This is a genomic window from Parasedimentitalea nitratireducens, assembly GCF_057444295.1.
The window spans coordinates 513,707-538,730 of the sequence record NZ_JBYAXC010000002.1 but is presented as its reverse complement, the minus strand read 5'-3'; the positions used below and the strand labels follow the sequence as shown (position 1 = coordinate 538,730).

The following is a 25,024-nucleotide window of genomic DNA, read 5'->3' as shown; positions in this document are numbered from 1 at the left end:
ATCTTCCAAAAAGCTTTGCTATCAGCGCCGCACACCAAGGGAATCCCTTGGGTGTATGTGCGGGTGTGGCGGAATTGGTAGACGCACCAGATTTAGGTTCTGGCGCCGCGAGGCGTGGGGGTTCGAGTCCCTTCACCCGCACCAATAAAACCAATATAATCTTTTATTTACAATATGATACGCTTTATTATTGTTCATATATCCACCTTTTCGCCCACCTTTCATGGGGGGCTTGAGTTGGTGTTTCTGTGATAAGAGTTGCAACCCGTTGCAACCAACTGGGTGCGAACATCGCTATAGACGACCCGTTAGCAAACCGACCGCATTTTGCTGACGCTGGCCTCCGACAGCGACAAGACCGGCATCGCGTTCTAGCTACAGCTGGGAGCGTTTGAGGCTGAATGAAATTTCGACCACGAACCCACCCGATACACGGTGTGCAGAGTTTGATGCTCCTCTAGTTATTGCTTTCAAATCGTGTGATCGTACCAATTAGTTCAAACAACATCAGTGATTTTATCGAATGACTTCTATTTCTCTACAGTTGAAGTACCGCCCCCTTCGCATCGGGTGGTGTGTGTCAAAAGACGATTTGCCTGGGCTTCGAAAAGCCATGCGGCTTTCGTACACAACTTGGGGCGGGCGGTATAATCCCATTTTGCCGATTGATGACTCTGAGCTATCCAAGCAACTGATTGATTGCTATCGGGTTGATATGCTCGTGCAGATTTCAGAAGGAGAAAGTGTTAAGGATTTTGTCGAAAGCTATAAGCACTTGAGGTCTCCATTTGCCTTAAGTGAACTGTTCCAGGGAACCGGAGGCGGCAAAAAAGAAGCTACAATTGCAGACATTCGTCATCCGCTGTTCTAGGTTTTCAATGAGGAACACAGGCATAATCCAAATGGAAGTCCATCCGTTGACTTATATTCTTGGGACGATGCTGATCCGCTGGCGGACGTTTTTTTAACAATTTTTGGAGCGCCGCCGAGCCCCGATGTAACTGGTTGCAATTATTGGGAGTTGGCAAAGGACCATCTGAAGGCGGAAGAGATAGATATCGCTCTGCACGATGAAGTTCCGGAAGCTAACATGAACCGACTAACGTTTTCCGCACTGGGGCAAAAATTTTTAAGACAGCACTATGCGATTAGAATCGAATGGAATTGTGCTGGTTTTTACGTTGGTCAAGCCGATTGTTTCGAGGATCTAGTAAATTTTTGGATTTTGAGAGCTGCGAACATCGCCTTACTTTTTCTCGACCCCGGTCAAACTGAGAGGCTTCAGAAACCTAAGCAAAAATGGCTTCTCACTCTCGCCAATCGACCGGTTGGTAACTTTGGAAGAAAAGAAATTGCAATATGGAAACGACCAGAACTGGAGCTTACCGAGGAAGTTGATTGGGAAGGGGACATATTGAATGTAGAATTGAGTGAGGCGACTTGGAATGGTCTGAATGTTCGTGCGCCGTATATGTACTTTGGAGACGCTGCGTCTCTAGGAGCGGTAGAAAAGCGCTACGGTAAATCAACAATGAACTTTTCGCTTACCAGCAAGCCTTTCATTGATGATGGGAACCTTAGAGGACAGAGTTATGTTCTGTCGATTAGTACGTATGTCGGAATGTTTGGAGATGAAACCGAAACGTTTCATGCTCCGTTCCTACCAGAACTAAATGAGTACTATGGCCGAGAGTGCCATTTTATTTATGACGAGGCGCGGGCTGAGCCGGACGGCTTGGGTGTCATTCAGCATATTTACTCGGACAGCTTAGACTTGACAGCGTTGCAAAACGACCGCTTGGTTCAAGAAATTTTTTCAACTGTCGGCATTTCCGTGAAAACTAGCAAATCGGGTAGAGTAGCTAAAAGCCTTATTCGACAAATGGGAGGGTTATCTGGCTGCCGAGTATTTCGAATTGAAGGCGTACGAAGCTTGATTGAACGACATGGGCCGGACAAGTCGTTCTCTAGAAGTGATGCTATGCAAGCTATCAAAGGGGGTGGGAATGTACGCGACATCAAAGAATATCAGTCCGTCTACATTGCCCCTCGCAAGTCAGGGGCGCCGTTGAAAAACGGCGATGTACTTTCCTTTCTGCTCGATAAAGGTGTTTTTAGGCCTGGACTGAGTTTTGAATGCCCAAACTGTGAACTAGATTTTTGGCGTTCTCTTGACGAAGCTTCGGCTCGATCAGAATGTGAATATTGTGGTCACGAATTCGGCATTTCTGGGCAGCTGCGAGACCGAGGGTGGGCTTTTCGTCGGTCTGGTCTATTTGGCCGCAATGACAATCAAGAAGGTACAATACCAGTATCTCTGACTTTACAGCAGCTACAGGGCAGAGGGTTTGCCAGAACAATTTATACGACTGCTGCTGAGCTTTCCTCGGATTTGGAGAAAATTCCTCACTGCGAAACTGATTTTGTAGTCATCAGATATCGTGATAGCGACCCAAGGGTTCAAATTGTTATCGGAGAATGCAAGACGCGCAAGGAAATTGAAAAAGCAGACGTCGACAACCTTGTGGCAGTTGCAGAAGCTCTTAAAGAAAAATTCGATGTCTATATTGTTTTTTCTAAGCTGACTGAATTCACGGAGGGCGAGGTTGACTTAATTCAGAAGGCTAATTCAGAACATCGAAAGCGCGTTATTATGTTCACCGACCGGGAGCTTGAGCCGTACTTTTTGTACGAGCGAACCGAAAAAGAGTTCGACATAAGACCAAGCGCGTCAAGTTTCGCGGAAATGGCCACTGCGACCGACCGTGTCTTCTTTCAAAAACTGAAAAAAAATGATCATCGGCGCCGAGGGGCTCTAGGAATTGACGAAGGGGCCTGCTGCGATTTTGTTCGGCTCCTTTGATAGCTGTGGTTGCGGCAAAGGAAGTAAACTATTGGACGAAGCAGGACGGATGAAATCCGCCGGATGCAGTGCGGATGGCGCTGACATGTGGTTTGGTACGTAAACATGCGACCGATGATTATGGTGTCGGCATTGGAAATGTGCTGCTCAATATTGGCCGACCGGCGAAGAATGTGTTCGCCTGTGTTACAAACGCTTAACAGTTGGGGCATGAAGTACAGAGAATATTGAGGCTTTTCATTCACGTTCTTCACTCGGTAGACAGAGGACGCGCCTGCGTTTTTGCAATCCGTTGCAACTTTTGGCTAGCCGTAAGGCATTACGCTTTGAATGCTCATTGTTGCTCTCCTTTGCAACTCGTTGCAACTCTGTCTACGGAATGGGCCAGACAAAGCCAGTGCCTACTACTAGGGGCAACATCAAAATAGATGTCGCCTTCGGTATCAGGAGCGCAAGGCCCCAGTTTTTCACTTCAGCCGAGGCCAATTTTCGCCATTCATCGAAATCGCGATGGTTGTCGGTTTGGTCGGCTGCTGACGTCTCACTGCTAATGCAGTGCGGAAGCACGATGATGCGTCATAGAACGGGCCTACCAGAGCGTAGGTGTCGATCAGTGTCAAAACCTCTTCATTCTGAGGACTGACAAGACGATGAACATTCCAATAATGATCCGGCCCCAAGGGAGGTTCCACCCCTAGGAGGCGAGGGTGTTGATAACATCCAGGCTGTTATCAACATACAGCGGTGGATTGACCGAGGTGTTCACTGGTGGAGGGGTTAGACTGACGGTATTTATAGGGGTTGTCGGACCTTTGCGACGGCTGGCGAAGAAGGGTAAGTCCAAGATTTGATCAACGTTGTTTTTGGGTGTTTTGGGTGTGTTCAAGTATCTATCCTTTCAAGAGGAGGATGATTTTTTAACAAACTATCATAATAGAAACGGGCGTTTTGTACCTGTATTCTCAAAGAATTACGGGTTGTCGCGGGTGCTTGTCAGCCCCGTTTAGGGTGTGCTCAACAATTTGATATGGTCCTGCGCGTTCAGAACAGATTGGTTGAGACGTTCAATTTGCTCTTCCTGTTCGCAAATCTGGTTGAGCATGTTGCCCATGGTCTTTCCCTGATCCAAAAGAACCTTGATCAAAAAAGCGATGATCAACACAGAGAAGATTAAGGCGATGGTTAGGGCGGTTGTCATGGGTGCATTCTTTCATACTGAAATGTGATAAGTGACTACAATGACATCAGGGCTGATGATGCTTGTGATTAGGTCGTTTAGGTGTTGTTTATTTCGCTTCGGACCTATTGGGCGAGCGCAAGAAAATGATCTATGAACTAGATCACTCAGCAGCCAATAAAACTGCGTCCATGTCAGCCGAGATCAGGTCAACATCGGCTTCAGTATCCACAGCGTAGGCGGCGGCAAGGGCCAACTCAGTCATTTTCTTGCCCTTCCAGTCTCTTTTTGGCGCGTTGCATGAACTGCGCTTTCACTTCGGCGTAGACGATCTTGGCGCGTTCGCTCAGAGGTTTATGCTGCTCCACAAAGTAGCGGTGGTCCCGTTCGGCTTCACGGTATAGCTGGTTCTTTGCCGCGTTGACTTGTTCGGGTGAGAGATCCGAGTTTTCGATGCGAATGTGACTGTCTGTTTTGGGTTTGGTCCTCCAATTGGTTGTTGCTAGCCGACTGGTCGACCGCTGAACGTAAGCAGGTCGTACCTGTACCGCAAAATGTACCACCCGATCTGTTGACCAAGTGCCATGTCCACATCGCCTTGCTGATCCGGAGCGGTTCGTGGATGTCTTGAGCAGCCCCACTTGCGTGGTCCAACTTGAAAGTTTGTGCATGGTTGGGCTTTGCACCATTCTATGTCGCTGTTCTCTGCAACGGGCGTTGTCCTGAAGTGTTTGTTGGCCTCGTGCCTGCAAGGGCAGCGATCCGTAGTTTGGGGGCCTTGGTGCGTCGTCCTGCATGTTGACACCAGGGGCGGTGAATTGCCATTTTCGCGCTTTGTACCAATGCCTGCTATGCGGAAAAAGCATGTGAGATTTCAGCTGGGTATGAATAGCCGAAATCGGTCACGGGCATCAGTTGAACTAAATGATGAGAGGGTTTGGAAGTAAGAAATTTCTGTAGGCTACTGATGGCCTTGCGGATGAAAACTGATGCCTCCAGGCTGTCAACAGAAGTCGTTTATGTGCGAGAAGTGCCCAGTGCTAACCGCAAAAAGCAACGACCAAACTGCCGGGGCATTTTTTTGGTGGCATCTGTGTAGTGTGTTCAAGCCAGCAGGTCGAAAACCTCACCACCAATCTTCAAATTGATCTCATTCTGCCCCGCGCCATCCACCAGCGCCCAAATGATTTGGCCGGTAGGTTTGTAGACCACAAAAGCCTCCGCTACAGCATCATCCCCTGCGCGTATTCCCCCAGAACTGGCGGAATGGGCCAGGTTGATCTGGAAATCATCGGCGCTGGCGCCCGAGACACCAAACTGCAGGATGTCTCCTTCGTCGTTTTCAAAATCTTGAATCCAATCAGATCCATGACCGCGAGCCCCAAAATGGAAAAACGTATCCGCACCTGTGCCTCCATTGATCCGGTCATGCCCATAGCCACCATTGATAAAATCATTGCCCGCATTGCCGAATAACAAATCAGACAGGCCTGAACCTGTAAGGACATCATCGCCGTTCTGACCAGCTAGTGTATCTGAGCCAAAACCGCCTATGATGGTATCATTGCCATCTTGACCAAAAACGAGATCATTACCGGCGCCCGCTGAAATCCAGTCATTGCCAGCACCGCCCGTGATCTCATCCCTTACGTCAAGTTGTCCACTAGAAGAGGTCGATGTATCTGGCCCACCATATATGATGTCGTCTCCATCTCCGCCATGTAACTTATCGATACCGAGGCCACCAAATAGTGTATCGTCACCAGAGCCCCCACGGATGGTGTCGTTACCTAATTCTCCATGGATTTCATCTGCACCCAGCCCGCCCAAAGCACTATCGTGGCCCATTCCGCCTAGAAAAAAATCATCCGTCTCAGCGCCGTCAAACTCGTCATTTTCATCCGTTCCAAAGTAAGCCAATCTTGGATCATATGATCGTGTGTGAAGCCAATTAACCGTGCTATCTTCAACGTGACCACCATTGAATTCTACCCGCGTAAGCACCATCAACCTACCATCAGTCAATTCCGCCAGCGATGGGTATTCCCATGCTGCATATCCAGGACCAACCTCAATGCTTGTCGGTCTTCCAATTGTTTCAGCAACATCGGAATATGTCTGAATAGCGTGGTCCCTCGATAAAGTTAGAAAACCACCGTGCTGCAAAGCCGTGATGGTTTTTGGATGGCTGTCCAATGGAAACACGATGCCCAAAGGTATGCCTTCTGCATCTGTAATTAGACCACTGCTTTGCTCTGTATCGGGATCATAGGTAACTTGCACGATATTGCCGTTGGTCAGTTGGGTTGTGATTACAGTATTGTAAATAATTTCAAAACGACTGACGGTTGTCTCCAAATCGACTGGCACGCCTAACCTGTCTCCCGCAGCATCAAAAGATTGGCTAAATCGGGCGCCTGAAGACTCGTAAAAATCGGCTAGATCAACCGGAGGCTCACCCACATGTTCGGCCCAGGAAACCGTAAACTCTCCATTTTCAGCGATTTCAACATCGGGCTGGAATGGCCAGAGAGCGCTTTCCGGTTCAACCCGAATTGGGGCGGTGGTTTCTGTATTGTCGGCGGCGAATAATTGTACATAAATACCATAGCTCTGTTCGTTTGGTATGAAGCCACCAGTTAAAGGTGAATAGTTAATATCGGTGCTCCACAAGACCAGATATCCGCCATCAGGCAATGCATGTATTGAGGATGCTCCGACGGATTCTGGACCAAATCCAGAAAAGGCCACACCTGGCACACTCAATACCTGATCAAGCGGAAGATTATGGTCAAAAGTTAATTCAGGTTCAGTAATGAGGGCCATAACGCAATCCAATTTGCTCAGCAGGACGAGTTTTAGATCAACGTTCCCCAAGTGGAACGCCATTGGACTCAATGTGACACTGAAGCCGATACCCCACAAGCAGAGCGTGAGAAGGTAATGTCACGCATAAGGCGGCATGCCCCAGGACATGCATGTGTTGATGGCCGGGCAATTTAAGTCCTGTGTTTGGCTTCTTCAGTGCGCCCTTGAACCCATGTGGGGAACTGAACCACGTTTGGAACAATCCTATTAATGCGCGGCCCTTCAGGTCTTGCCCAAGTCGTTTTCGTTCGGGGACGGGAAGTGAGCACAACCTGTGGGTAGCAGCTTTCTGGTATCAGCTCTCGCCAGACCGCAAAGGGCAGCACCCAACGGAACACATCGCCAGTAATCATGGCTGGATGCACGCAGATGGATATGCGGAGTTCGAATATCTCGGTTGTTCCGGCGACGACCTAGAAGTCGTCAGCAGGGCACATGTCTGGCGCTAGTTTGTCGATATTCACAGGGCTCAAAGATTGGCCAGCTCTGATGATCTCTATGCAGTCGAAAAGGAAGTCCGTGGATCACCGCAATTTGGCTAGCAAATACGCTCTCTCGCATTCCGGGGTACACGATCAGCCGTGTCGATGACCTCTTGCCGTGGGAAATGGCCCCGTAACGCCGTGAGACCCCAGGCTTACAATTGGTCTTTGGAAGTAATTGCTTAACTGGTGTTCTATCCAGAGAGAGCAAGTACCCAATAAACCAGTTGCGTTGAAGCTTGGGCGAGGGGAAGGAAGCGGGGCGCCCTAGGCGGTCAAATGCCGAATCCCGAAAAATCATTATGAGCAAATAATACTCTATTCTTCAGAGGCCGCTACATTGTTTAACGGCATTCGAATGGAGAGTGCCGCGACACATGCGAACACTCTAGTGAATGCTGGGTGCTAGGTCGTTTGAGGGAAGCCGCTGGTAACTTTGCAGGGGAGGGGTTCAAATGACCGTTGTCATAGGTACTTCGCTTGCGGAAACCCTAACCGGATCGGAACTCGTTGACACGCTTGATGGTGCGCAGGGCAACGACACCATATTCGGTCTGGGTGGCGCTGATAGTTTGATTGGCGGGCTTGGGGCGGATTCAATTGATAGCGGTGATGGTAATGATACGATTACCGGTACAACCGGTCTGGTCGCCGACATTGACCCGCCCAGCGTAGGTCCCGACACCCTGATCGGTGGGGCGGGTGACGACTTAATTAGTGGATACGGCAACAGTATCTTGGCGCAGGGTGGTTCTGGAAACGATACTATTCACGGTGGGCCTGACGGATTGAGCGATACGCTGGATGGCGGCACAGGCGATGATGATTTGGTCGGCCAAGGCGGCGCCGATGTTTATATCGTCGACAACGTGCTCGATTTTGTGGCCGAATTTACCTATGACTCCTATGGCATCGGCAACACCGCCACAGGGGATGTTGACGAGATCCGGTCCACCATTTCCTAGGCGCTGCGAGATTGGAACGATGACGGATTTAACGTCGAAAACCTGACCCTGCTGGGCAGCAGCAATATCGATGCCCCCGGCAACGAGGTTGCCAACGTCATCACTGGCAATGATGGAAACAACCGGCTTTCGGGCGGCGACCTCAACGACACGATCATAGGCGGATTGGGCAATGACACTCTGCGCGGCGATGACGGGAATGACACTCTGCTGGGCGGGGACGGCAATGACACTCTGCTAGGCGGGGACGGCAACGACACTCTGAACGGTGGTGATGGCGATGACCTCATAGTCGGCGGCGAAACCGATGCGGACCTGCGCGACGTGGTCTATGGCGGTGCCGGGAATGATAGTATCGATGCTGGCTACGGCAATGATCTGATCTACGGTCAGGACGGCAACGATAGCATTGCCGGCGGCTACGGCGTTGACGAGCTGCAGGGCCAAGGTGGCGATGACGTGATCACCGGCTCGGCCTTCTCGGACTTGGTGTTTGGCGGTGATGGCAATGACTTTGTCAACGGCGGCTTTGGTCATGACCGCATCAATGGCGGTAGCGGCGCGGATAAGTTCTTCCATATTGGTGTCGAAGGTCACGGGTCAGACTGGATCCAGGACTATAACGCCGCCGAAGGCGATGTGCTGTTGTTTGGCAACGCCAGTGCGACTGCGGATGATTTTCAGGTCAATCTTGCCCACACCGCCAATGACGAAGGCGAACGCTCGGGCGATGACGCTGTGTCAGAGGCTTTTGTCATCTACAAACCCACGGGTCAGATTATGTGGGCGCTGGTCGATGGCGGTGGTCAGGGTGAGATCAATCTGAAGATCGGCGGTGAGATTTTCGACCTTTTCGCCTAGGAGGCACTAATGAGTGAGCCGAAGGGATCTTCGACTTGATCCTTCCAGCCAGCTTTAACCATGTGGGGACGCCCAGACCAAACGTTGGATTAAACCTGCTGCCAAGACTCGTAATGCCGCTCTGATCGCGCGTCATGTTCTCGATTTATGGAACAGTTTCCAAAAGTGGCTTGATTTCGGACCCAGAACAACTACAGCATGCAAGTGGTGGCATTCGAGTTGAGGAATGTACTCTTGGACAATTTAAAGGGACGTTTTATTATGGCTGTGACTGGAAATTTGGCGGAACGCGTCAGCGATATAGATGTTGTGGCTGCAAAACTTAACCAGAACCAGATCAACGATCTAGCCGCGTCTCCGGCGCCATTGCGAGTGCTCCTCCATCCGGGCATGATTTCGCCACGGGAGCGAAATTTCCTGTACAACCTCACGCGTTTGATCGAAAATTTGGACGGTGCAATTGTCGACGCTGGCATTTACCTCGGTGCTTCGACGAAAGCCTTCGCCAATGCGATCGAAGAACGTGACAGTGCCAACACTGTGATCAAGTCTTATGATGTTGGAGTATTCAATGGCTTTACGGCCACTGAAGCATCGCGTGCTCTGAAAACAAACTGTGCCGCCGGCCAGTCGTTTGACTGGATACTCGAAGACCTGTTGCATAACGAGAGAGGCCATATCGAATTTACGTTCGGTGACCTGACGAATTTCGATTATGAAGGTGGCAACATAAAAATTGCATTCCTTGATGTTATGAAAAACCGGGAACTCTCTCAGAGAGTTGTCGAACAGTTCTTCCCTAAGCTGACAGCGGATGCGGTGATTATACACCAAGACTATTTTCATCCGCAGCATCCGTGGATCCCGGTGATCATGGCGCGGAACGCGGACCTTTTCGAATATGCAGGACGGCCGCAAACAAATGAATTCGTCAACACAGCGGTTTTTACGTTTAAGGGACCCGTTGAAGCGCTTGCTAAACTGGACTGCAATCTGGACCTTAGCCCCGAAGAGTTGCGTAAAGCCATGGAACTGGCTGTTCTCGTTCATTCGGATCCGGTGGAACGATTGAACATACTTGGAGTGCAGTGCGTTATCGAAGCATCCTTAGAGCGGAATGCTGTAAGGGCGCGGGAGCTGTTCGTCGCCTTGGCAAAAGAGCACGGCTTAGCAGACCTTCTTGAGGATCCAGAACAGAAGCGCCACGTAGACCGAATTAGAACTGCAATCAATATCTTTGGGCGCGGTGGCAAAATCTGGTGATTTGAGTAATTTCAGCTATGCCAGTTTGATTGATCAGGAGCACTCAAACTTTGTAGTGGCTTTGATGATGTAACCGTCCCACGACGGCATTGATGCGCCAAAGTGGGTCTGCAATGATCCACAAGGGCGCATCTCCAACTGCGCTGATAGGAAGTTGATCCTAGGCGATTTGTTCCTACAATTCAGCGCGTCGAAACCACGACGGGTCAAGAATGAATGTCTTACGAAGAGTGCCTCCAGTTCACCTTTCTTGACCTTCAAAGTTGGGCCATTGTCGTTATCGGGCTAATATTGTCCGCTGTATTGAGAAGGCTCGGTAGAGTAAAGACATCTACAGTGATGGCCATTGCAGCAATATATGGCGGTGTGTTTTGGGCATACAGCTATTACGAAATGAACTGCGTAGAATTGTATGTGTGATGAAAATCAGCCCATCATACCGTAAAGTTGTAAATTCGAAAACTGAGCCAAACCCCTGTCGTTTACTCCAGTCATCAATGTGGAGTGGAAACGTGGCCTAAGCTATGATCGATATTGACTAGTCAGAAAAAGGGAGCGGAAATTTACGAGTTTAATCCGCTCTTGCAAGGCCGTTGAATACGTCTCTGTCCCCGGAAGTGTTTTGCTCTACTTTGAGTGCAAGCCGGGTCGTTTGGGATGGGTAGCGTATTATGGGTGGAACAATCTACGAGAAATACGGCGGCTTTAGAACAGTCAGCAGGATCGTGATGGCCTTTTACGAAGAGGCGCTCGATTCAGATCAGATTGGTGATTATTTCACCGATGTCGACATGCCGCGGCTGATTGATCATCAGACCAAGTTTATCTCGTCGTTGCTGGGTGGCCCTGCGTCCTTTAGCGATGAGCGACTGAAACTTGTCCATCGGCAGTTGGAAATCACTCATACCGACTTTGATGAAGTGGCCCGCCTGCTGGCATCGACCTTGAGTGATCACGGGATGAGCGCCGAAGACGTGGAAACCGTTGTCGCCGAAGTCGAGTCAAAACGATCCATTGTTGTGGCTGACGGTAGATGAGTATCGCTGCCATCAATGAACAGTTGCTTCGATCAATTGGTGTTGGGGTTGCGATTGCCCATGTCCCTGATCTGAAACTCATCTTTTACAATGAACCCTTTGGAAAATGGTTTGGCGATCCGGGGCTTGGGGCATCTCTTGCCGGTGCCATCGAAGGGCTTGAGCAGAAAGACCTGGATGCGGTTCTGGAGGGGCAGAGTTTCACGGGTGAGGTTCAACTGAAACTCAAACGTCGATCCATCGTGATTGCAGTTAATATCACCATGACCCAGAACGGGTTTGATCCCTTGCTGGTGGTCGAATGCCAAAACATCACGCGGGTGCGCGAGCTGGAAGGCATGATCGACAGCTATTCAGCTATGGTCGAGCGCAATACCCGCGAGCTGGAGCGCGAAAAGGAGCGGGTGGAGCGCTTGCTGCTGAACCTGATGCCGCGCTCGGTCTATGATGAGTTCAAAACATTTGGGGTGGTTACGCCGCAGCTCTACAAAGAGGTATCCGTGGTGATGCTCGACTTTGTGGATTTCACCGAATTTGCAGCCCGTACCGACCCAACCGTGACCTTGAGTGAATTGAACGATGTTTTTACCGCTTTTGATCGCATCGTAGAACAGTTTGGTTGCGAGCGGATCAAGACCATTGGCGATGCCTATTTGGCAGTGTCCGGCATGCCGGTTGCAACGCCGGATCATGCAACGGCCGTTGCCAATTGTGCCGTGCGTTTCTTGCGTTTCCTGGAACGTCGAAATCAAAGCTATCAACACAAGTGGCGGGCCCGGATCGGGTTAGGGACGGGTGCTGCGGTGGGATCTGTCGTCGGTATTCAGAAATACGTTTATGATGTCTTTGGTCCATCGGTGAATATGGCGTCACGTCTGCAAATGCTGGCCGAGCCGATGTCCATCGTTGCCCCGGCCGATATGACCTATGCGCTGGTCGATGAATTCCGGTTGGGCGATTATGGATCGCATGACGTCAAGGGGCTGGGTGAGATGAAGCTGATCACAGTGGCGAGCAATTTCCGACCTGCATCGGCTTTCTAAGCGGCTGGCTGCCGTCTGGATTATCTAAAAGTGACGAATTGCGTAGGTTTTGCTAAACTGACACCAATTCTGGTTAGGCATTAGGAGAACGACATGAAGGTCTCTGTTCTGGCTCTGGGAGCCACAATTGCACTGGGAGTTCTAAGTGCGCCATTAATTGCACAAGAAGAAGTTCGATTTCAGGCCACAGATATTCAGCCCTCGGCGTTTAAAATCAGGAAAGCCAAGGCTAAGGGGATAGAGCTGAAGCCTACGCCGGGTATTGAGCTCAATGGATATAGCTATGTGCCCGATCAGGAGGGGCCACACCCTGCTGTGATTGTTTTGTTGAGTGGTGATGGGTTGACCCCAGCACGTCATAGCTGGGCTGAAACCTTGGCTGACGCGGGCTATGTCGCTTTGGTTGTTGATAGCTATGGCGCGCGCGGTGGCAGCAACCATATGAACGTGCATAACGTCAACATGCCCGATGATGCCTACAGCGCCTACCGCTATCTTGCATCGCGTCCGGATGTCGATGCCGACCAGATCAGCCTGCTGGGTTTTTCCATCGGCGGCTCACATCTGTTCACTGTCGTGGGTGAAGGCAACCCAAGGGTACCCGAAGGGTTCAATCCCAAGGCTGCTATTGCCGTTTATCCAACTTGCCCACCAATGGGTGCCGCGACGGTTCCGATGATGTTGCTGGCTGGCGATGCAGACAGTTTGATGTCGCTGGCAACTTGCGAGTCCTTTGTGGCGCAGTCACAAGCCAGCGCAAACCCTGCATCGCTCCATATCTATCCGGGTGCCACGCATTTCTTTGACAACCCTGCCTATGCCAAGGGGGATGCAGAGCCAGACCCCAAGCCGATGTGGTTCAAGGGCAATCATTATGACGCGGATGCCCATGCGGATGCTGTTATTCGTGTTCTGGAGTTTCTAAAGGCTCCGAAGTAGGAAGTTTCTGTGGCTCACTCTGATTGGCGATCCGGGGGCAGCAGGACCAGCTTGCCGGGGAGCGTTTTGGACATGAAATCTTCTTGCGCGCGGGCAATGTCGCGCAGGTCATAGGTTGCCGAGACCAAGGGCTTGATCGAACCTGAGTTCATCAGGGCAACCAGACGCTCAAAGACCTCGGGTGGTTGATACGTGCAGCCATGCAGGGTGATGTCAGGTAGATAAATTTCGCGCAGGTCTGCGGTGACAATGGGGCCTGCAATGGCACCGGCCACGGCATAGTGCCCACCGGGCTTCAAGGCGCGGATCAGAGCGGGCCAGGCTTCGCCGCCGACCACATCTATCACCACATCATAGCTGGCCGGGTCCGGCAGCTCGTCGCGAGAGAGCACATGGAAGGCCCCCGCATTATGTACGGTCTTGGTTTTTGCGGAGGAAGTGACGCCAGTAATCTCAGCCCCGCGTAGATGTGCCAGTTGCACAGCGGCCAAGCCCACACCGCCCGAGGCGCCGGTGATTAGTACCTTGTGGCCTTTGCCCACATCGGCCCGGGTCAGCATGTTTTCAGCCGTTCCAAAGGCACAGGGAATAGCGGCTATTTCAATGTCCGACAACGGCGACATTGAAACATCATAGAGATCCGCGGCCTCGACCAGACAATACTCGGCAAAGGCTCCGTCAATTTCCGAACCCAGCACAATGATCCCATGTGGATTGTCACGGGTTGGGCGGGGCAAGTTAATCGGGCAGGTGGCGCGGGCCCCTATGTGTAGATCCACATCCGTCCCAACCGCGACAATGCGGCCGCAAAGATCGCCGCCCTGAACGCGGGGGAAAGACAGTGCTCCTGCATAGCCTCCGGCTTCAACATCCTGATCCACGTCATCCGTGGCCCCGGTCACATCAGAAGAATACCACCCTATGCGGGTGTTGATGTCGGTGTTGTTGACACCTGCCGCCAGCACCCGGACCAGAACCTGCCCCGGACCTGGGGCCGGAACAGGGATGTCTTCGCACCATTCCAGAGTGTCGGGCCCGCCGTGACCGGTGAGCCGAACGCCTTTCATGGTGGTGGGCAGTGTCATGCACGCAGCCTTTCGTTGGTGGAGTCCCACAATGGTTGGTCCGCTTGTACCACAGCGCGGCATTTCTGTCCGTAGATTTCAACTTCCAATTCGGTTCCCGGCTTAGCCAGATCGGCCCGCACCATGCCCAGCGCGATGGAGGCGTTGACCCGATAGCCCCAGTCACCGCTGGTGGTTTCCCCCACAATCTCGCCGTCTTTCCAGATGCAGGACATATAGGGCGCATCCGCGTCCCCGGCCTCGACAATCAAAGTGACAAAGCGTTTCTTCACACCTTGCTGTTTCTCAGTCAGGATCGCGGCCTTGCCGGGAAAATCCTGCGGCTTGTCCAGCTTGATAAACCGATCTAATCCGCCTTCGAGTAGGGAATAGTCGGTGCTCAAATCGCCTTTCCAAGCCCGGTATCCTTTCTCGATCCGCAATGAGTTCAGCGCATACATGCCAAAGGGTTTGGCGCCAGCGCCAAGGATTGCGTCATAGATGGCGGGTTGATCATCATTGGCGCAATGCACCTCCCAGCCCAGCTCACCCGCAAAAGACACCCGTGCAAGGAACGCGGGTTTACCGGCGACCGTAGCCTGTTGATGGGTCAGCCAGCCAAGTGTCAGGTCAGCGTCTGACAACCCGGCAAACAGCTCCCGCGCTTTGGGGCCGGTGACGATCATGGTACCAAACTCAGCGGTATGATCTGTCAGGCTGATCCCAGCGGGCAGGGCGTTCTTCAGGATCTCGAAGTCATGCCATTGCGCAGCCCCCGCGGTGATCATGGTGAAATGATCCTCGCCGTGACGGATGCAGGACATCTCGGTCAGGATGCGCCCCCGTGGGTCCGAAAGATAGACCAGGTTCATCCGGCCCACCTTGGGTAGCCCGCCGGTTACCAGCCCGCGCAGGAATTCAGCCGCTCCGTCACCTGTCAGGTTGAATCGTGAGAACCCGGGCAGGTCCAGCACACCAACACCGTCGCGCACAGCTTCACATTCTTCCTTGATCCGCTGCTCCCAGGGACCAGAGCGGCCCCAAGTATGGGTGGCCTCTTCCGAGGTGTCATCGCCGGGCTGTGCAAACCAGTTGGCGCGCTCCCAGCCGTTATAGGCGCCCATGACACCGCCCAGATCCTTGATCTTGGCATGCACTGCGCTCAGCTTTTTGTCACGTGCAGCGGGCCATTCGTGATGGGGGAAATGCATGGCATATTCATTGCCATAGACCTCCATGCCTTTCTTCACGCAATAGTCGTGATCGGTGTAGTCGGTATAGCGACGCGGATCGCAGGCCCACATGTCCCATTCGGTTTGCCCATCGACAATCCACTCGGCCAGTACCTTACCCGCACCGCCGCCCTGGGCGATTCCAAAGGTGAACACACAGGCCTCAAACGCGTTCTTGACGCCGGGCATGGGGCCAATCAACGGCAACCCGTCCGGAGCATAGGGGATTGGCCCGTTGATGACCCGGCTCACCCCCGAAGTCGCCAGCGAGGGCACACGTTCCATCGCATCCATCATGATGTCTTCGATCCGGTCCAGATCGTCATTCCAAAGCTGGAAGCTGAAGTCCTCGGGCATCGGGTCTTCGGCAGTATCCCAGTGTGCCCTACAGTTCGGCTCGTAGGGGCCTAGATTAAAGCCGTTCTTTTCCTGCCGTAAGTAATAGGACACGTCCACATCGCGCAGCAGCGGAAGTTTTTTTCCACCGTTGGCCTTGGACCATTCTTCAATCTCGGGCACTTCTTCGGACAGCAGGTACTGATGGCTCATCACCATCATCGGCACAGTTCGGCCTCCATGGGGTTTGAACCATTCGCCAACACGTTGGGCGTAATAGCCCGCGGCGTTGACCACATAGTCACAATCAATGTCACCCTTGTCGGTGTGAACGGTCCAGGTGCCATCATCATGCTGCGTCACCCCAGTGGCCGGGCAGAACCGCAGGATCTTGGCCCCCATGTCGCGCGCACCCTTGGCCAGAGCCTGGGTCAGCTGCGCCGGGTCGATATCCCCATCATGCGGATCATATAGCGCCCCGGCCATGTCATGGGTTTCCAGGAACGGATAACGCTCCTTGGTTTGCTCGGGTGTCAGGATTTCAATATCCATACCCTGATACCGCCCCATGGATGCGGCGCGTTCAAACTCCTGCATCCGCTCAGCACTGTGTGCCAGCCGGATCGAACCGGTGACGTGGTAATTCATCGGATAGTCGACTTCTTCACCCAGGCGCGAATACAGCTCAGTTGAATAGCGCTGCATGTTCATGATCGACCACGAGGTCGAAAAGGTGGGAACATTGCCCGCCGCATGCCAGGTTGACCCAGCTGTCAGCTCGTTCTTTTCCAGCAATACGCAATCAGACCAGCCTTTCTTGGCCAGATGATACAGCGACGAAGCACCAACAACGCCACCGCCAATAATGACAACCCGTGCCTTGGATGGGAAATCGACCATGAGCTTACTCCTCCTCTTGCGGCACTCCATCCGCGATGTAGTAATAGTCACCTTTGGAGGCAACGAAGATGTGTTTGGCAATTTTGATGCCGGTGTCGCCGTCAACTGCGCCCAGGGCAAAACTGATGGTGTCCTCACCTGCGCCTTTCCAGAACAGGTACGAGCCACAGCGTGAACAGACGCCGCGTTTGGCAATATCGCTGGCGGCATACCAGGTGACCGGGCCTGTGATGGTCAGGTCGTTGTCATCAACATGGGCCGAGGCCCAGATGCCACCCGACTGCTTGCGGCACTGGCTGCAGTGGCACATGGAAGGGCCCTGCGGTTCAGCTTCGGTTTCAAACTGGATGTCACCACAGAGGCAGGATCCTTTGATCATCTCTTATCCTTTTAGTGAGGGCGTGCTGCTGGCGCCCAGCAGAACCCCGTAGAAAATAAAACAGATCGCCATGATGCGGCGGACCCATATGTTAAAGACAGCAGCCATCGCCGCACGGCCCAAGCCCGCTCCGATTACTGTAAAGCTGGTGTAGCTTATGGCGGTGATTGTGAGCGCTGTGGGCATGATCACACCCATTTGCTGCCAAACTGGAACATCCGGCTGCACAAATTGGGAAAACGCAGCCAGGTATCCGGCGACGCTTTTGGGGTTGATTGTGGCGACCGCAAAAGCGTGAAGATAGACGTGCCGGGCAGGGCGTTCCGCTGCCGGGGCTGGCTTGGATGCATTCATCCAGCCGCGAACTCCCAGATAGATCAGGAAACCCGCGCCAACCAGCTTGGCAATGAAGAACCCGATTGCTGACGCCGCAATGAGTGCAGTGACACCAAAAGCCGACAGAACAAGAAACAGGCTGGCTTGGGTCAGGATAGCCAAGACCCCGATCATTGCTTTTGGAAACGGCAAGGCCATACCGTTGCTGATGCAGTTCACTGCATTCGGGCCGGGGGTAGTAACAAAGACCACCCAAAACAGCGCAAATATGGTCCAGGATTCAAAACTCATGACATCAATAGACCGGTGGCGCGATAACCCAGATCGCAATAGCCGGTTCATCATAAGGATTGGACCAACGATAGGGTTCATGTCGAATGCGGAAACTGTCACCGGCGTTCACAGTAAATCGACGGCCGCCAATCTCCAGATCCAGGCAGCCAGAGATGATATAGCCCACCTCCTGGGTTGGCCGGTCGGCCATTGTCTGCATCTTTGAATGCGCTTGAAAGGTCGAATGCACCATTTCGAAGTCGTCGGTCAGATCCGGCGATAGCAGTTCCTCAATCAGGCCTTCTTCACTGGCGCCCATCGGACGCCGCGCGCCGTCCCGAACCACATATCCTTGCTCGTCTGCTGGGGCGTGAGCATGTCCAAACAGCATCGACATTGGCACATCCAGACAGGCGGCAAGTTGGCGGAGGTCGGAAATTGTTGGTTCCGACAGATCCCGCTCTACCTGGCTCAGCCAGCCCACAGACCGGTCCAGCCTGGTGGCGATTTCACTTAATGTCAGTCCACGCGCCTTTCGCAGAGCGCGAAGATCAGCGCCTAAAGTTGCGCCGAGGGGAGCTTGGCTGTTCACGGCGTTGTCCTGATGTGGTGAAAAATGATGTCCTAATTTCACGATGGTATGGTTTGGTGAAAAAATCCAGTACTTTTTCAGCCGCGGCTGCGAGTTTCTCTAAAACCCAAGCACAGAACACAGCAAAGCCACCCAGTGGGTGGTGAAGGCTCAAAAACTGAGCAAGTCAGTAGAAGTCCGGGGCGCATGAGCGCCCCGGACTATGGAACTTAACGGAACAGTGACATCAGCGAGGATGGTGCGCCGTTTGCAATCGACAGTGACTGAACCGCCAGCTGCTGCTGTGTCTGCAGAGCTTTCAGACGAGCCGATGCTTCTTCCATGTTGGTGTCGGTCATCGAGCTAACACCCATTTTCATCGAGTCAGTCAGCTTGGAAACAAACTCACCTTGGTCTTTCAGGCGCGCGTTGTCTGCACCCAGCTGAGCAGCACCGTCGATGGCTGTGGTCAGGAAGGTTTCGATTTCACCCAAAGCGGTCGCAGCTGTTGCACTGTCGGTGATTGCTGTCAGGTTGGCGACTAGGTCGACGTTGGCCTCAAAATCAACAGTTGCGATGCTGATTTCAGTGGCGGTTGGCGTACCAGTTGCACCTACACGGTCAAGCGAGGCCAGAACACCCATGCTGGTTGTGGTGTTGCCGTCGATGTCAGTCGCCAGCAGGTTCGCACCGTTGAACTGCGCAGCGCCAATGATGGCTGCAACCTGTTCGCTCTTCTTGGTGATGTCGTCCTGGATCTTGGCGTGATCAACGTTTTCGGATTGCGCAGAAACAATCAGCTCTTTGATTTCTGTCAGTTTATCAACGATTTGTTCGGCACCGGCTGAGGCAACAGAAACAGTTGCTTCACCTACGGCCAGGCTTTCGGAAATGGCTTCAAAGCCAGCGATGTCAGATTCCATGGTTTTGGAAATTGCCCATACAGCGGCATTGTCGCTGGCGGATCCAACACGTTTACCAGTGGAGATCTCGTTCTGAGCATCGGTCAGGTCGTTGTTTACAGACTGCAGAGTCTGCAGGGCTACCATTGCACCGTTGTTTGTCAGAATGCTGGTCATAGTATGTACTCCTAGAAGTAAAGTCTGGGGATTTTGACCCCAATTGAAGTTCAACCTTTACGGTCGTTCATGGGTGTCTTCTGACTTTGCATCTGGGCGTTGGCCTTGTGCGCCACCTTGTGTCGGGTGCATGGAGAGATTTAGCTGTCGTTTGCGACCAAAACCTTAACAGCGTAAATTACTATCACTCAGATAATTCGAGAATTTTCCATAAAATAGGGCTGGACCCAAGGCTGGCCTGGTGAGCCGTCATAGATAAAGGCGGATCGGATATAGAAAGTGCGATTTTGCCCAGTAAATGATGGATTTAAGCCCGATAAGGGCCTTGTTCGTTAATCAATCAAATTGTGCCCAATTTGCTCTTCTGCCAGCAAAACAACCTGGGCTGCTGCCTTGGCATCTTCGGCAGCGTCATGGTGCTTAAAGTCTAGGCCGAGTTCTTTCTTGAGATTTGCCAAACCGTGGCCGCCGTTTCCGCGAAATTCGGGCCAGGCTTTGCGGGCAATAAGCACACTATTATACCAGGTGGCTTTTAGATTGGGCAGATCATAGCGTTTGCAGGCACCGCTGATGGCTTTTTGGTCAAATTGACTGTGCTGAACCAAGGGGTGCCGAGCCAGAAAATCGCGCAAGTGGTCAATCACGTCATTAAACCTAGGCTGACCAGCCACGGTTTCGGCGCCGATTCCGTGTAGCCTGACATTAAAACTGGCGAATCGTACTTCGGGATCGATCAGGAAGCTGGCGGTTTGAAACGAACCATCGTGGGCAACCATCGCAAGGCCCAGTTGACATATACTGTCACTGCTGGCGTTCGCTGTTTCCACATCAAGCGCCACAAACCGATAGCTGCGCGAGAACAAAGGCCACTGGGCTTGTTCTTTTGCCTCGGCCTGATGAAAGAGATCCAACTGTCTGTGCATCCCTGCCTCTTTAGTATGGGGTGATATCATTGTATCGTGCCGTATACGGACAGCGAATAGCAAGTTTCAGCGTCGTCGGGATTCACATAGAGCAGGGAGCGGACTGATTTTGTCCCGTCGCTTTATTTCATGGTTCGCCTGTCCAAAAGAAGTTGATTTCAACAGTATAGGTTTTGTTATGACAGTGTTTCTCAGGACTTCGATGGTTTCAGCGGCTTTGCTGGGTGGGGTTGCCCAGTCAGCGCAGGCTGAAATGAGATATGAAAACGACTCGGGTGGCTTTGTGTCTGTCTATGGCCAATTCAACCCCGCCTATCAATCGGTGGATGATGGCGTAACGAGTACCAGTACTTTGGTTGACAGCGCGCATTCAAACACACGGGTTGGAATGTGGGTCAACCAGCCAATGGGCAGCGGCACGTTCACATTCAACTTTGAAACCGCGTTGGGGCTGCGGGCGTCTGATGCCGTGACCCAAACAACTACACCCAAGGGAATTGACTGGAGCCGGACAAAGCTGCGCAAGATCGATTTTGCTTACGACAGTGGAACTTACGGCAAGTTTTATCTGGGGCAGGGGAGTATGGCGACCGATGGGGTGGCTGATACCGATCTGTCGAGCACCAGTCTGGTTCTCTATAATGGCATTGGTGATACCGCCGGTGCCTTTACATTCCGAACGTCGGCGGGGGCGCTATCAACTGTGTCGATCGGATCGGTCACGTCCAGCTTTGATGGCGGGCGACGGGGCAGGGTGCGGTATGACACCCCAGATTTCAACGGCTTTACGGTTTCTGCTGCGGCAGGCGAGGAAGTGCTGGCCAGCAACAGCAACGACAAGTTCTATGACATTGCCCTGCGCTATGCGAATGAATTTAACGGCGGCAAACTGGTCGGCGGTCTTGGGTTTTCACGGCGTGATCGTAACGGCGTAGATCAAGATGACACATTCGGTTCGTTCAGCGTATTGCTCGACAGCGGGTTCAATGTCTCGATGGCGGTCGGCAGCCGGGATAGCGGCGAAGACTATGTCTATGGCAAACTGGGATACAAAGGGGATTGGTTTGCCATTGGACAAACCGCTCTGGCCGTCGATCTCTATGATGGCTCCAACTTTAACACCAGCGGGTCCTCCACCCGTGTCTTTGGCATCGGGGCCGTGCAGAATATCGACAGTATAAACATGGAAGCTTACTTGGGCCTGCGCAGCTATGAATTCTCTGAGGTTTTAACCTCGTATCAGGACATCGATTCCGTTCTGTTTGGTGCCCGCTGGAAATTCTAAGACAAAACTCAGATCCCAATCGCGCCCAATAATCCTGGGCGCGTTTTTCTATTTGAGCCCCATTTTCAGCGAATCTCTGCCGGTCGATTCTGCGGCCATGATTGCAGTGCGGCAAAGGTGCTCCCTGATAGCGGAAGTTATGTGAACTGGTTCACATAATGCCTTGCAAACAAAGCTGAAAGTCTCACAGGCTTGTTACCAATTGGGCGGTTTTTTGCCATTTGACCTCGCCTGAATCGTCCATCTGTTTTTCAAGTCTCGGCATCAAAAAAAACGCGTGATAGCCCAGTTTCCGAAGTCGCCCCCTTATGGATGGAACGAGGGGTGTCCGACTTATTATGAGGAACTAGGAGCACTCACTCATGAGCACTAAATTCACAGCAAGCGCCAGTGCAGCCGCACTTGCCGTCGCCATCGCATCACCTGCCTTTGCTGGCCCGACTTACGAAAACGACACCGGTGGAAGTTTCACCTGGTACGGCCAGTTTGATCCGTCCTTTCAGTCATTTGATGACGGCACCGAGACATACAATCGTTTGGTTGATAACTCGGGTTCCAACTCACGGATTGGTTTCCGTCTGAAGCAGGCCTATGGCGAAAATACACTGCTGTTTAAATTCGAAACGGCCTTTGGTCTTCGCGGATCTGACGGTGTTAGCCAGACATCAACAGGCGACACACTAAGCTGGGATCGCACCAACATTCGCCACGTTGATCTGCAGTTCGACACGGCTCAATTTGGTCGCTTCTCAGCTGGTCAGGGTTCGATGGCCTCGGACGGAATCGCTGGCAGTGACCGATCAGGAACCGGCGTTATTGCTGGTGTAGCGGTTGCTGACTCGGCTGGTGGCTATTCCTTCCGAACTTCGACCGGTGCGCTGAGTTCAGTTGAAATTGGTGATGTGTTCACCGACTACGACGGCAGCCGCCTGGGTCGTGTTCGCTATGACACTGTCAACATGAACGGTTTCACTTTGTCTGCGTCCTACGGTACAGATATTCTGAAAGACAATAACGACCGTGAAACTTATGACGTAGCGGTTCGTTACGGCAACGAAAACTTGGGCGCCTTTGCACTAGATGCAGCTCTGGGTGCGGCCTGGACCGAAGAAACCGGCAAAGCAGATCATCGCGATATCGCTGGGTCGGTTGCACTTGAGCACAAAGCGACCGGCATTTCGTTGGCCCTTGCTGCGGGTGAACGTGATATCTCCGGCAGTTATGGTTATGCCAAGCTGGGGTATACCGCAGATTTGACATCACTGGGTTCGACTTCGTTCTCGGTTGATTACTATGATGGATCCGACATGTCGTCGACTGGCGACTCTGCAAAATCTTGGGGCATCGCCGCGGTTCAGAAAATCGACAGTCACAATGTCGAAGTCTATGCCGCATACCGCGACTATTCCTACGATGACACAAGCTCCACACGCTATAACGATGCAAGCGTCATCATGGCCGGCGCCCGCTGGAAATTCTAATCGCTACTGCTTAGCGCCAAAACGAAATCAAACACGCCCTTCGCGGGGCGTGTTTTTTATTTCTTGGGGGAATTAGGGCCTTTCCCGCTCAACAATGCTTGTCAAAGGCCAATGCCTCTTGCGCGACGGGCCTAGTAGAAATACAAGGCGTCAAATTTATCTGGGGGGATGCCTATGTGCATGCCTCGAATCTCTATGGGGAATGACATGCAGGTCACCGAGACTCTGAACGAAGGTCTGAAACGCGGCTATGCGATTACCGTTACCGCTGCCGAACTGGACGCCAAGGTAAACGAAAAGCTGGTTGAAGCTCAGCCAACCATCGAAATGAAGGGCTTCCGCAAAGGTAAAGTCCCGATGGCGCTGCTGAAAAAGCAGTATGGCGAGCGTCTCATGGGCGAAGCGATGCAGGAAACCATCGATGGTGCCATGAACAAGCACTTCGAAGACAGCGGCGATCGTCCTGCGATGCAGCCAAAAGTCGAAATGAAAGACGGCGATAACTGGAAGCCAGGCAGCGACGTTGAAGTCGACATGTCCTACGAAGCACTTCCAGAAATTCCTGAAGTCGACCTGAAGTCGATCTCGCTGGAGAAGCTGGTTGTCAAAGCTGGCGAAGCCGACGTTGACGAAGCACTGGCAAACCTGGCCGAAACCGCTCAGGACTTTGCAGCACGTGAAGAAGGCGCTGCCTCAGAAGATGGTGATCAGGTTGTCATCGACTTCTTGGGTAAAGTCGACGATGTTGCCTTTGATGGCGGCGCAGGCGAAGACTACCCTCTGACTTTGGGTTCCAACTCTTTCATCCCTGGCTTCGAAGAGCAGCTGGTGGGTCTGAAAGCTGGCGAAGAAAAAGACGTCAAAGTCACTTTCCCTGCTGAGTACGGCGCTGAAAACCTGGCTGGTAAAGACGCTGTCTTTGCTTGCACAGTAAAAGAAGTCAAATCTCCAGTTGCAGCCGAGCTGAACGACGAGTTGGCCAAGAAATTCGGCGCCGAAGACCTGGCAGGTCTGAAGTCTCAGATTTCCGAGCGTCTGGAAGCTGAATACGCTGGTGCATCACGCGCTGTCATGAAGCGTGCAACTTTGGACGCTCTGGACAAACTGGTCTCATTTGACCTGCCTCCATCGCTGCTTGAAGCTGAAGCTGGTCAGATTGCTCATCAGCTGTGGCACGAAGAAAACCCAGAAGTTGAAGGCCACGATCACCCCGAGATCGAAACCACCGACGAGCACAATGCACTGGCAACACGCCGCGTGCGTTTGGGCCTGCTGCTGGCAGAGCTGGGACAAAAAGCAGAAGTTGAAGTAACCGACTCTGAAATGACTCAGGCGATCATGGCTCAGGCCCGTCAGTATCCTGGTCAAGAGCGTGAGTTCTTTGAATTCATTCAGAAAAATGCTCAGATGCAGCAGCAGCTGCGCGCGCCAATTTTTGAAGACAAAGTCATCGACTATGTGTTCGAGCTGGCCGAAGTTTCTGAAAAAGAAGTTTCCAAAGACGACCTGCAAAAGGCCGTTGAGGCACTGGAAGAAGAGTAAGTCCTCTTCCATTGAATTTGAAAAGGCCGCCCAGTGGGCGGCCTTTTTATTTGTCGCGCTGCCTCGGTCATTGAAACCGGTGACCAAACGGCAAAAAAGCCAGATCTGACGAGCAGACCTGGCTG

22 protein-coding genes and 1 tRNA gene are annotated in these 25,024 nt (G+C 52.3%); 13 read left to right on the top strand and 10 right to left on the bottom strand.

Going from position 1 to position 25,024, the window contains the following annotated elements; translation table 11 throughout:
* Positions 1–59 precede the first annotated feature (59 nt).
* The 3 genes from AC2T28_RS08295 (at position 60) to AC2T28_RS08285 (ending at position 2,863) form a co-directional block, all read left to right on the top strand.
* Positions 60–144, top strand: a tRNA-Leu gene (locus AC2T28_RS08295).
* A 379-nt stretch (positions 145–523) separates the two neighbouring features.
* Positions 524–871 carry a hypothetical protein gene (locus AC2T28_RS08290; protein ID WP_486748501.1) on the top strand — a complete coding sequence of 116 codons (348 nt, stop codon included), beginning with the start codon at positions 524–526 and terminating at the stop codon, positions 869–871.
* A gap of 150 nt (positions 872–1,021) precedes the next feature.
* Positions 1,022–2,863 (top strand): hypothetical protein, encoded by a 1,842-nt coding sequence (locus tag AC2T28_RS08285; protein ID WP_486748500.1) that lies wholly within the window; start codon positions 1,022–1,024, stop codon positions 2,861–2,863.
* 1,003 nt (positions 2,864–3,866) lie between these two features.
* On the opposite strand, the gene AC2T28_RS08280 is transcribed toward AC2T28_RS08285, so the two are convergent.
* From AC2T28_RS08280 to AC2T28_RS08270, 3 genes are all read right to left on the bottom strand, one after another.
* The gene (locus AC2T28_RS08280; RefSeq protein ID WP_486748499.1) at positions 3,867–4,061 is read right to left on the bottom strand and encodes a hypothetical protein; all 195 of its coding nucleotides are present in this window, start codon (positions 4,059–4,061) and stop codon (positions 3,867–3,869) included.
* Positions 4,062–4,297: 236 nt separating this feature from the next.
* A complete protein-coding gene (locus AC2T28_RS08275) occupies positions 4,298–4,711 on the bottom strand; it encodes a hypothetical protein (protein ID WP_486748498.1) in 414 nt (137 codons plus the stop codon).
* Positions 4,712–5,144: 433 nt separating this feature from the next.
* The gene (locus AC2T28_RS08270; RefSeq protein ID WP_486748497.1) at positions 5,145–6,866 is read right to left on the bottom strand and encodes a calcium-binding protein; all 1,722 of its coding nucleotides are present in this window, start codon (positions 6,864–6,866) and stop codon (positions 5,145–5,147) included.
* A gap of 182 nt (positions 6,867–7,048) precedes the next feature.
* On the opposite strand from AC2T28_RS08270, the gene AC2T28_RS08265 reads away from it, so the two are divergent.
* From AC2T28_RS08265 to AC2T28_RS08235, 7 genes are all read left to right on the top strand, one after another.
* Positions 7,049–7,357, top strand: a complete 309-nt coding sequence (locus AC2T28_RS08265) for an IS66 family transposase (RefSeq protein WP_486748496.1) — start codon at positions 7,049–7,051, stop codon at positions 7,355–7,357.
* 488 nt (positions 7,358–7,845) lie between these two features.
* Complete coding sequence (locus AC2T28_RS08260) at positions 7,846–8,355, top strand: calcium-binding protein (RefSeq protein WP_486748495.1); 510 nt, start codon at positions 7,846–7,848, stop codon at positions 8,353–8,355.
* A 3-nt stretch (positions 8,356–8,358) separates the two neighbouring features.
* Entirely contained in the window at positions 8,359–9,216 is an 858-nt protein-coding gene (locus AC2T28_RS08255) for a calcium-binding protein (RefSeq protein ID WP_486748958.1), read from the top strand.
* 234 nt (positions 9,217–9,450) lie between these two features.
* Positions 9,451–10,479, top strand: a complete 1,029-nt coding sequence (locus AC2T28_RS08250) for a hypothetical protein (RefSeq protein WP_486748494.1) — start codon at positions 9,451–9,453, stop codon at positions 10,477–10,479.
* A 671-nt stretch (positions 10,480–11,150) separates the two neighbouring features.
* The gene (locus AC2T28_RS08245; RefSeq protein WP_486748493.1) at positions 11,151–11,516 is read left to right on the top strand and encodes a group I truncated hemoglobin; all 366 of its coding nucleotides are present in this window, start codon (positions 11,151–11,153) and stop codon (positions 11,514–11,516) included.
* Positions 11,513–12,559: an adenylate/guanylate cyclase domain-containing protein gene (locus AC2T28_RS08240; protein ID WP_486748492.1), complete on the top strand. Its 1,047-nt coding sequence runs from the start codon at positions 11,513–11,515 to the stop codon at positions 12,557–12,559. Before AC2T28_RS08245 ends, AC2T28_RS08240 begins: the two co-directional genes overlap by 4 nt.
* A gap of 93 nt (positions 12,560–12,652) precedes the next feature.
* Positions 12,653–13,498, top strand: coding sequence for a dienelactone hydrolase family protein (locus AC2T28_RS08235; RefSeq protein ID WP_486748491.1), 846 nt, complete (start codon positions 12,653–12,655; stop codon positions 13,496–13,498).
* Positions 13,499–13,512: 14 nt separating this feature from the next.
* On the opposite strand, the gene AC2T28_RS08230 is transcribed toward AC2T28_RS08235, so the two are convergent.
* The 7 genes from AC2T28_RS08230 to AC2T28_RS08200 all read right to left on the bottom strand — a co-directional run bounded on the left by AC2T28_RS08230 (position 13,513) and on the right by AC2T28_RS08200 (position 20,591).
* On the bottom strand, positions 13,513–14,583 hold the full coding sequence (locus AC2T28_RS08230; protein ID WP_486748490.1) for an alcohol dehydrogenase family protein: 1,071 nt from the start codon (positions 14,581–14,583) through the stop codon (positions 13,513–13,515).
* Positions 14,580–17,030, bottom strand: coding sequence for a GcvT family protein (locus tag AC2T28_RS08225; RefSeq protein ID WP_486748489.1), 2,451 nt, complete (start codon positions 17,028–17,030; stop codon positions 14,580–14,582). The genes AC2T28_RS08230 and AC2T28_RS08225 overlap by 4 nt, the downstream gene beginning before the upstream one ends.
* 4 nt (positions 17,031–17,034) lie before the next feature.
* Positions 17,035–17,409: a GFA family protein gene (locus AC2T28_RS08220; protein WP_486748488.1), complete on the bottom strand. Its 375-nt coding sequence runs from the start codon at positions 17,407–17,409 to the stop codon at positions 17,035–17,037.
* A 3-nt stretch (positions 17,410–17,412) separates the two neighbouring features.
* Positions 17,413–18,036, bottom strand: a complete 624-nt coding sequence (locus AC2T28_RS08215; protein WP_486748487.1) for a LysE family translocator — start codon at positions 18,034–18,036, stop codon at positions 17,413–17,415.
* 4 nt (positions 18,037–18,040) lie between these two features.
* Entirely contained in the window at positions 18,041–18,610 is a 570-nt protein-coding gene (locus AC2T28_RS08210) for a helix-turn-helix domain-containing protein (protein ID WP_486748957.1), read from the bottom strand.
* Between the two features lie 209 nt (positions 18,611–18,819).
* Positions 18,820–19,668 (bottom strand): flagellin N-terminal helical domain-containing protein, encoded by an 849-nt coding sequence (locus tag AC2T28_RS08205; protein WP_486748486.1) that lies wholly within the window; start codon positions 19,666–19,668, stop codon positions 18,820–18,822.
* 332 nt (positions 19,669–20,000) lie between these two features.
* Positions 20,001–20,591, bottom strand: coding sequence for an exonuclease domain-containing protein (locus tag AC2T28_RS08200; protein WP_486748485.1), 591 nt, complete (start codon positions 20,589–20,591; stop codon positions 20,001–20,003).
* 178 nt (positions 20,592–20,769) lie between these two features.
* Here AC2T28_RS08200 and AC2T28_RS08195 point away from each other — a divergent pair, with 178 nt between their 5' ends.
* From AC2T28_RS08195 to tig, 3 genes are all read left to right on the top strand, one after another.
* Positions 20,770–21,876, top strand: a complete 1,107-nt coding sequence (locus AC2T28_RS08195; protein WP_486748484.1) for a porin — start codon at positions 20,770–20,772, stop codon at positions 21,874–21,876.
* A 362-nt stretch (positions 21,877–22,238) separates the two neighbouring features.
* Positions 22,239–23,357, top strand: a complete 1,119-nt coding sequence (locus tag AC2T28_RS08190; RefSeq protein WP_486748483.1) for a porin — start codon at positions 22,239–22,241, stop codon at positions 23,355–23,357.
* 207 nt (positions 23,358–23,564) lie between these two features.
* Positions 23,565–24,899 carry a trigger factor gene (gene tig / locus AC2T28_RS08185; protein WP_486748956.1) on the top strand — a complete coding sequence of 445 codons (1,335 nt, stop codon included), beginning with the start codon at positions 23,565–23,567 and terminating at the stop codon, positions 24,897–24,899.
* Positions 24,900–25,024 lie beyond the last annotated feature (125 nt).

What these genes read in the sequence shown, in the direction of transcription:
- AC2T28_RS08200 (WP_486748485.1), bottom strand. Translation starts at nt 20,591, where the DNA reads ATGCACAGACAGTTGGATCTCTTTCATCAGGCCGAGGCAAAAGAACAA.
- AC2T28_RS08290 (WP_486748501.1), top strand. Translation starts at nt 524, where the DNA reads ATGACTTCTATTTCTCTACAGTTGAAGTACCGCCCCCTTCGCATCGGG.
- AC2T28_RS08270 (WP_486748497.1), bottom strand. Translation starts at nt 6,866, where the DNA reads ATGGCCCTCATTACTGAACCTGAATTAACTTTTGACCATAATCTTCCG.
- AC2T28_RS08190 (WP_486748483.1), top strand. Translation starts at nt 22,239, where the DNA reads ATGAGCACTAAATTCACAGCAAGCGCCAGTGCAGCCGCACTTGCCGTC.
- AC2T28_RS08280 (WP_486748499.1), bottom strand. Translation starts at nt 4,061, where the DNA reads ATGACAACCGCCCTAACCATCGCCTTAATCTTCTCTGTGTTGATCATC.
- AC2T28_RS08230 (WP_486748490.1), bottom strand. Translation starts at nt 14,583, where the DNA reads ATGACACTGCCCACCACCATGAAAGGCGTTCGGCTCACCGGTCACGGC.
- AC2T28_RS08220 (WP_486748488.1), bottom strand. Translation starts at nt 17,409, where the DNA reads ATGATCAAAGGATCCTGCCTCTGTGGTGACATCCAGTTTGAAACCGAA.
- AC2T28_RS08240 (WP_486748492.1), top strand. Translation starts at nt 11,513, where the DNA reads ATGAGTATCGCTGCCATCAATGAACAGTTGCTTCGATCAATTGGTGTT.
- AC2T28_RS08215 (WP_486748487.1), bottom strand. Translation starts at nt 18,036, where the DNA reads ATGAGTTTTGAATCCTGGACCATATTTGCGCTGTTTTGGGTGGTCTTT.
- AC2T28_RS08225 (WP_486748489.1), bottom strand. Translation starts at nt 17,030, where the DNA reads ATGGTCGATTTCCCATCCAAGGCACGGGTTGTCATTATTGGCGGTGGC.
- AC2T28_RS08205 (WP_486748486.1), bottom strand. Translation starts at nt 19,668, where the DNA reads ATGACCAGCATTCTGACAAACAACGGTGCAATGGTAGCCCTGCAGACT.
- AC2T28_RS08195 (WP_486748484.1), top strand. Translation starts at nt 20,770, where the DNA reads ATGACAGTGTTTCTCAGGACTTCGATGGTTTCAGCGGCTTTGCTGGGT.
- AC2T28_RS08275 (WP_486748498.1), bottom strand. Translation starts at nt 4,711, where the DNA reads ATGCACAAACTTTCAAGTTGGACCACGCAAGTGGGGCTGCTCAAGACA.
- tig (WP_486748956.1), top strand. Translation starts at nt 23,565, where the DNA reads ATGCAGGTCACCGAGACTCTGAACGAAGGTCTGAAACGCGGCTATGCG.
- AC2T28_RS08260 (WP_486748495.1), top strand. Translation starts at nt 7,846, where the DNA reads ATGACCGTTGTCATAGGTACTTCGCTTGCGGAAACCCTAACCGGATCG.
- AC2T28_RS08235 (WP_486748491.1), top strand. Translation starts at nt 12,653, where the DNA reads ATGAAGGTCTCTGTTCTGGCTCTGGGAGCCACAATTGCACTGGGAGTT.
- AC2T28_RS08245 (WP_486748493.1), top strand. Translation starts at nt 11,151, where the DNA reads ATGGGTGGAACAATCTACGAGAAATACGGCGGCTTTAGAACAGTCAGC.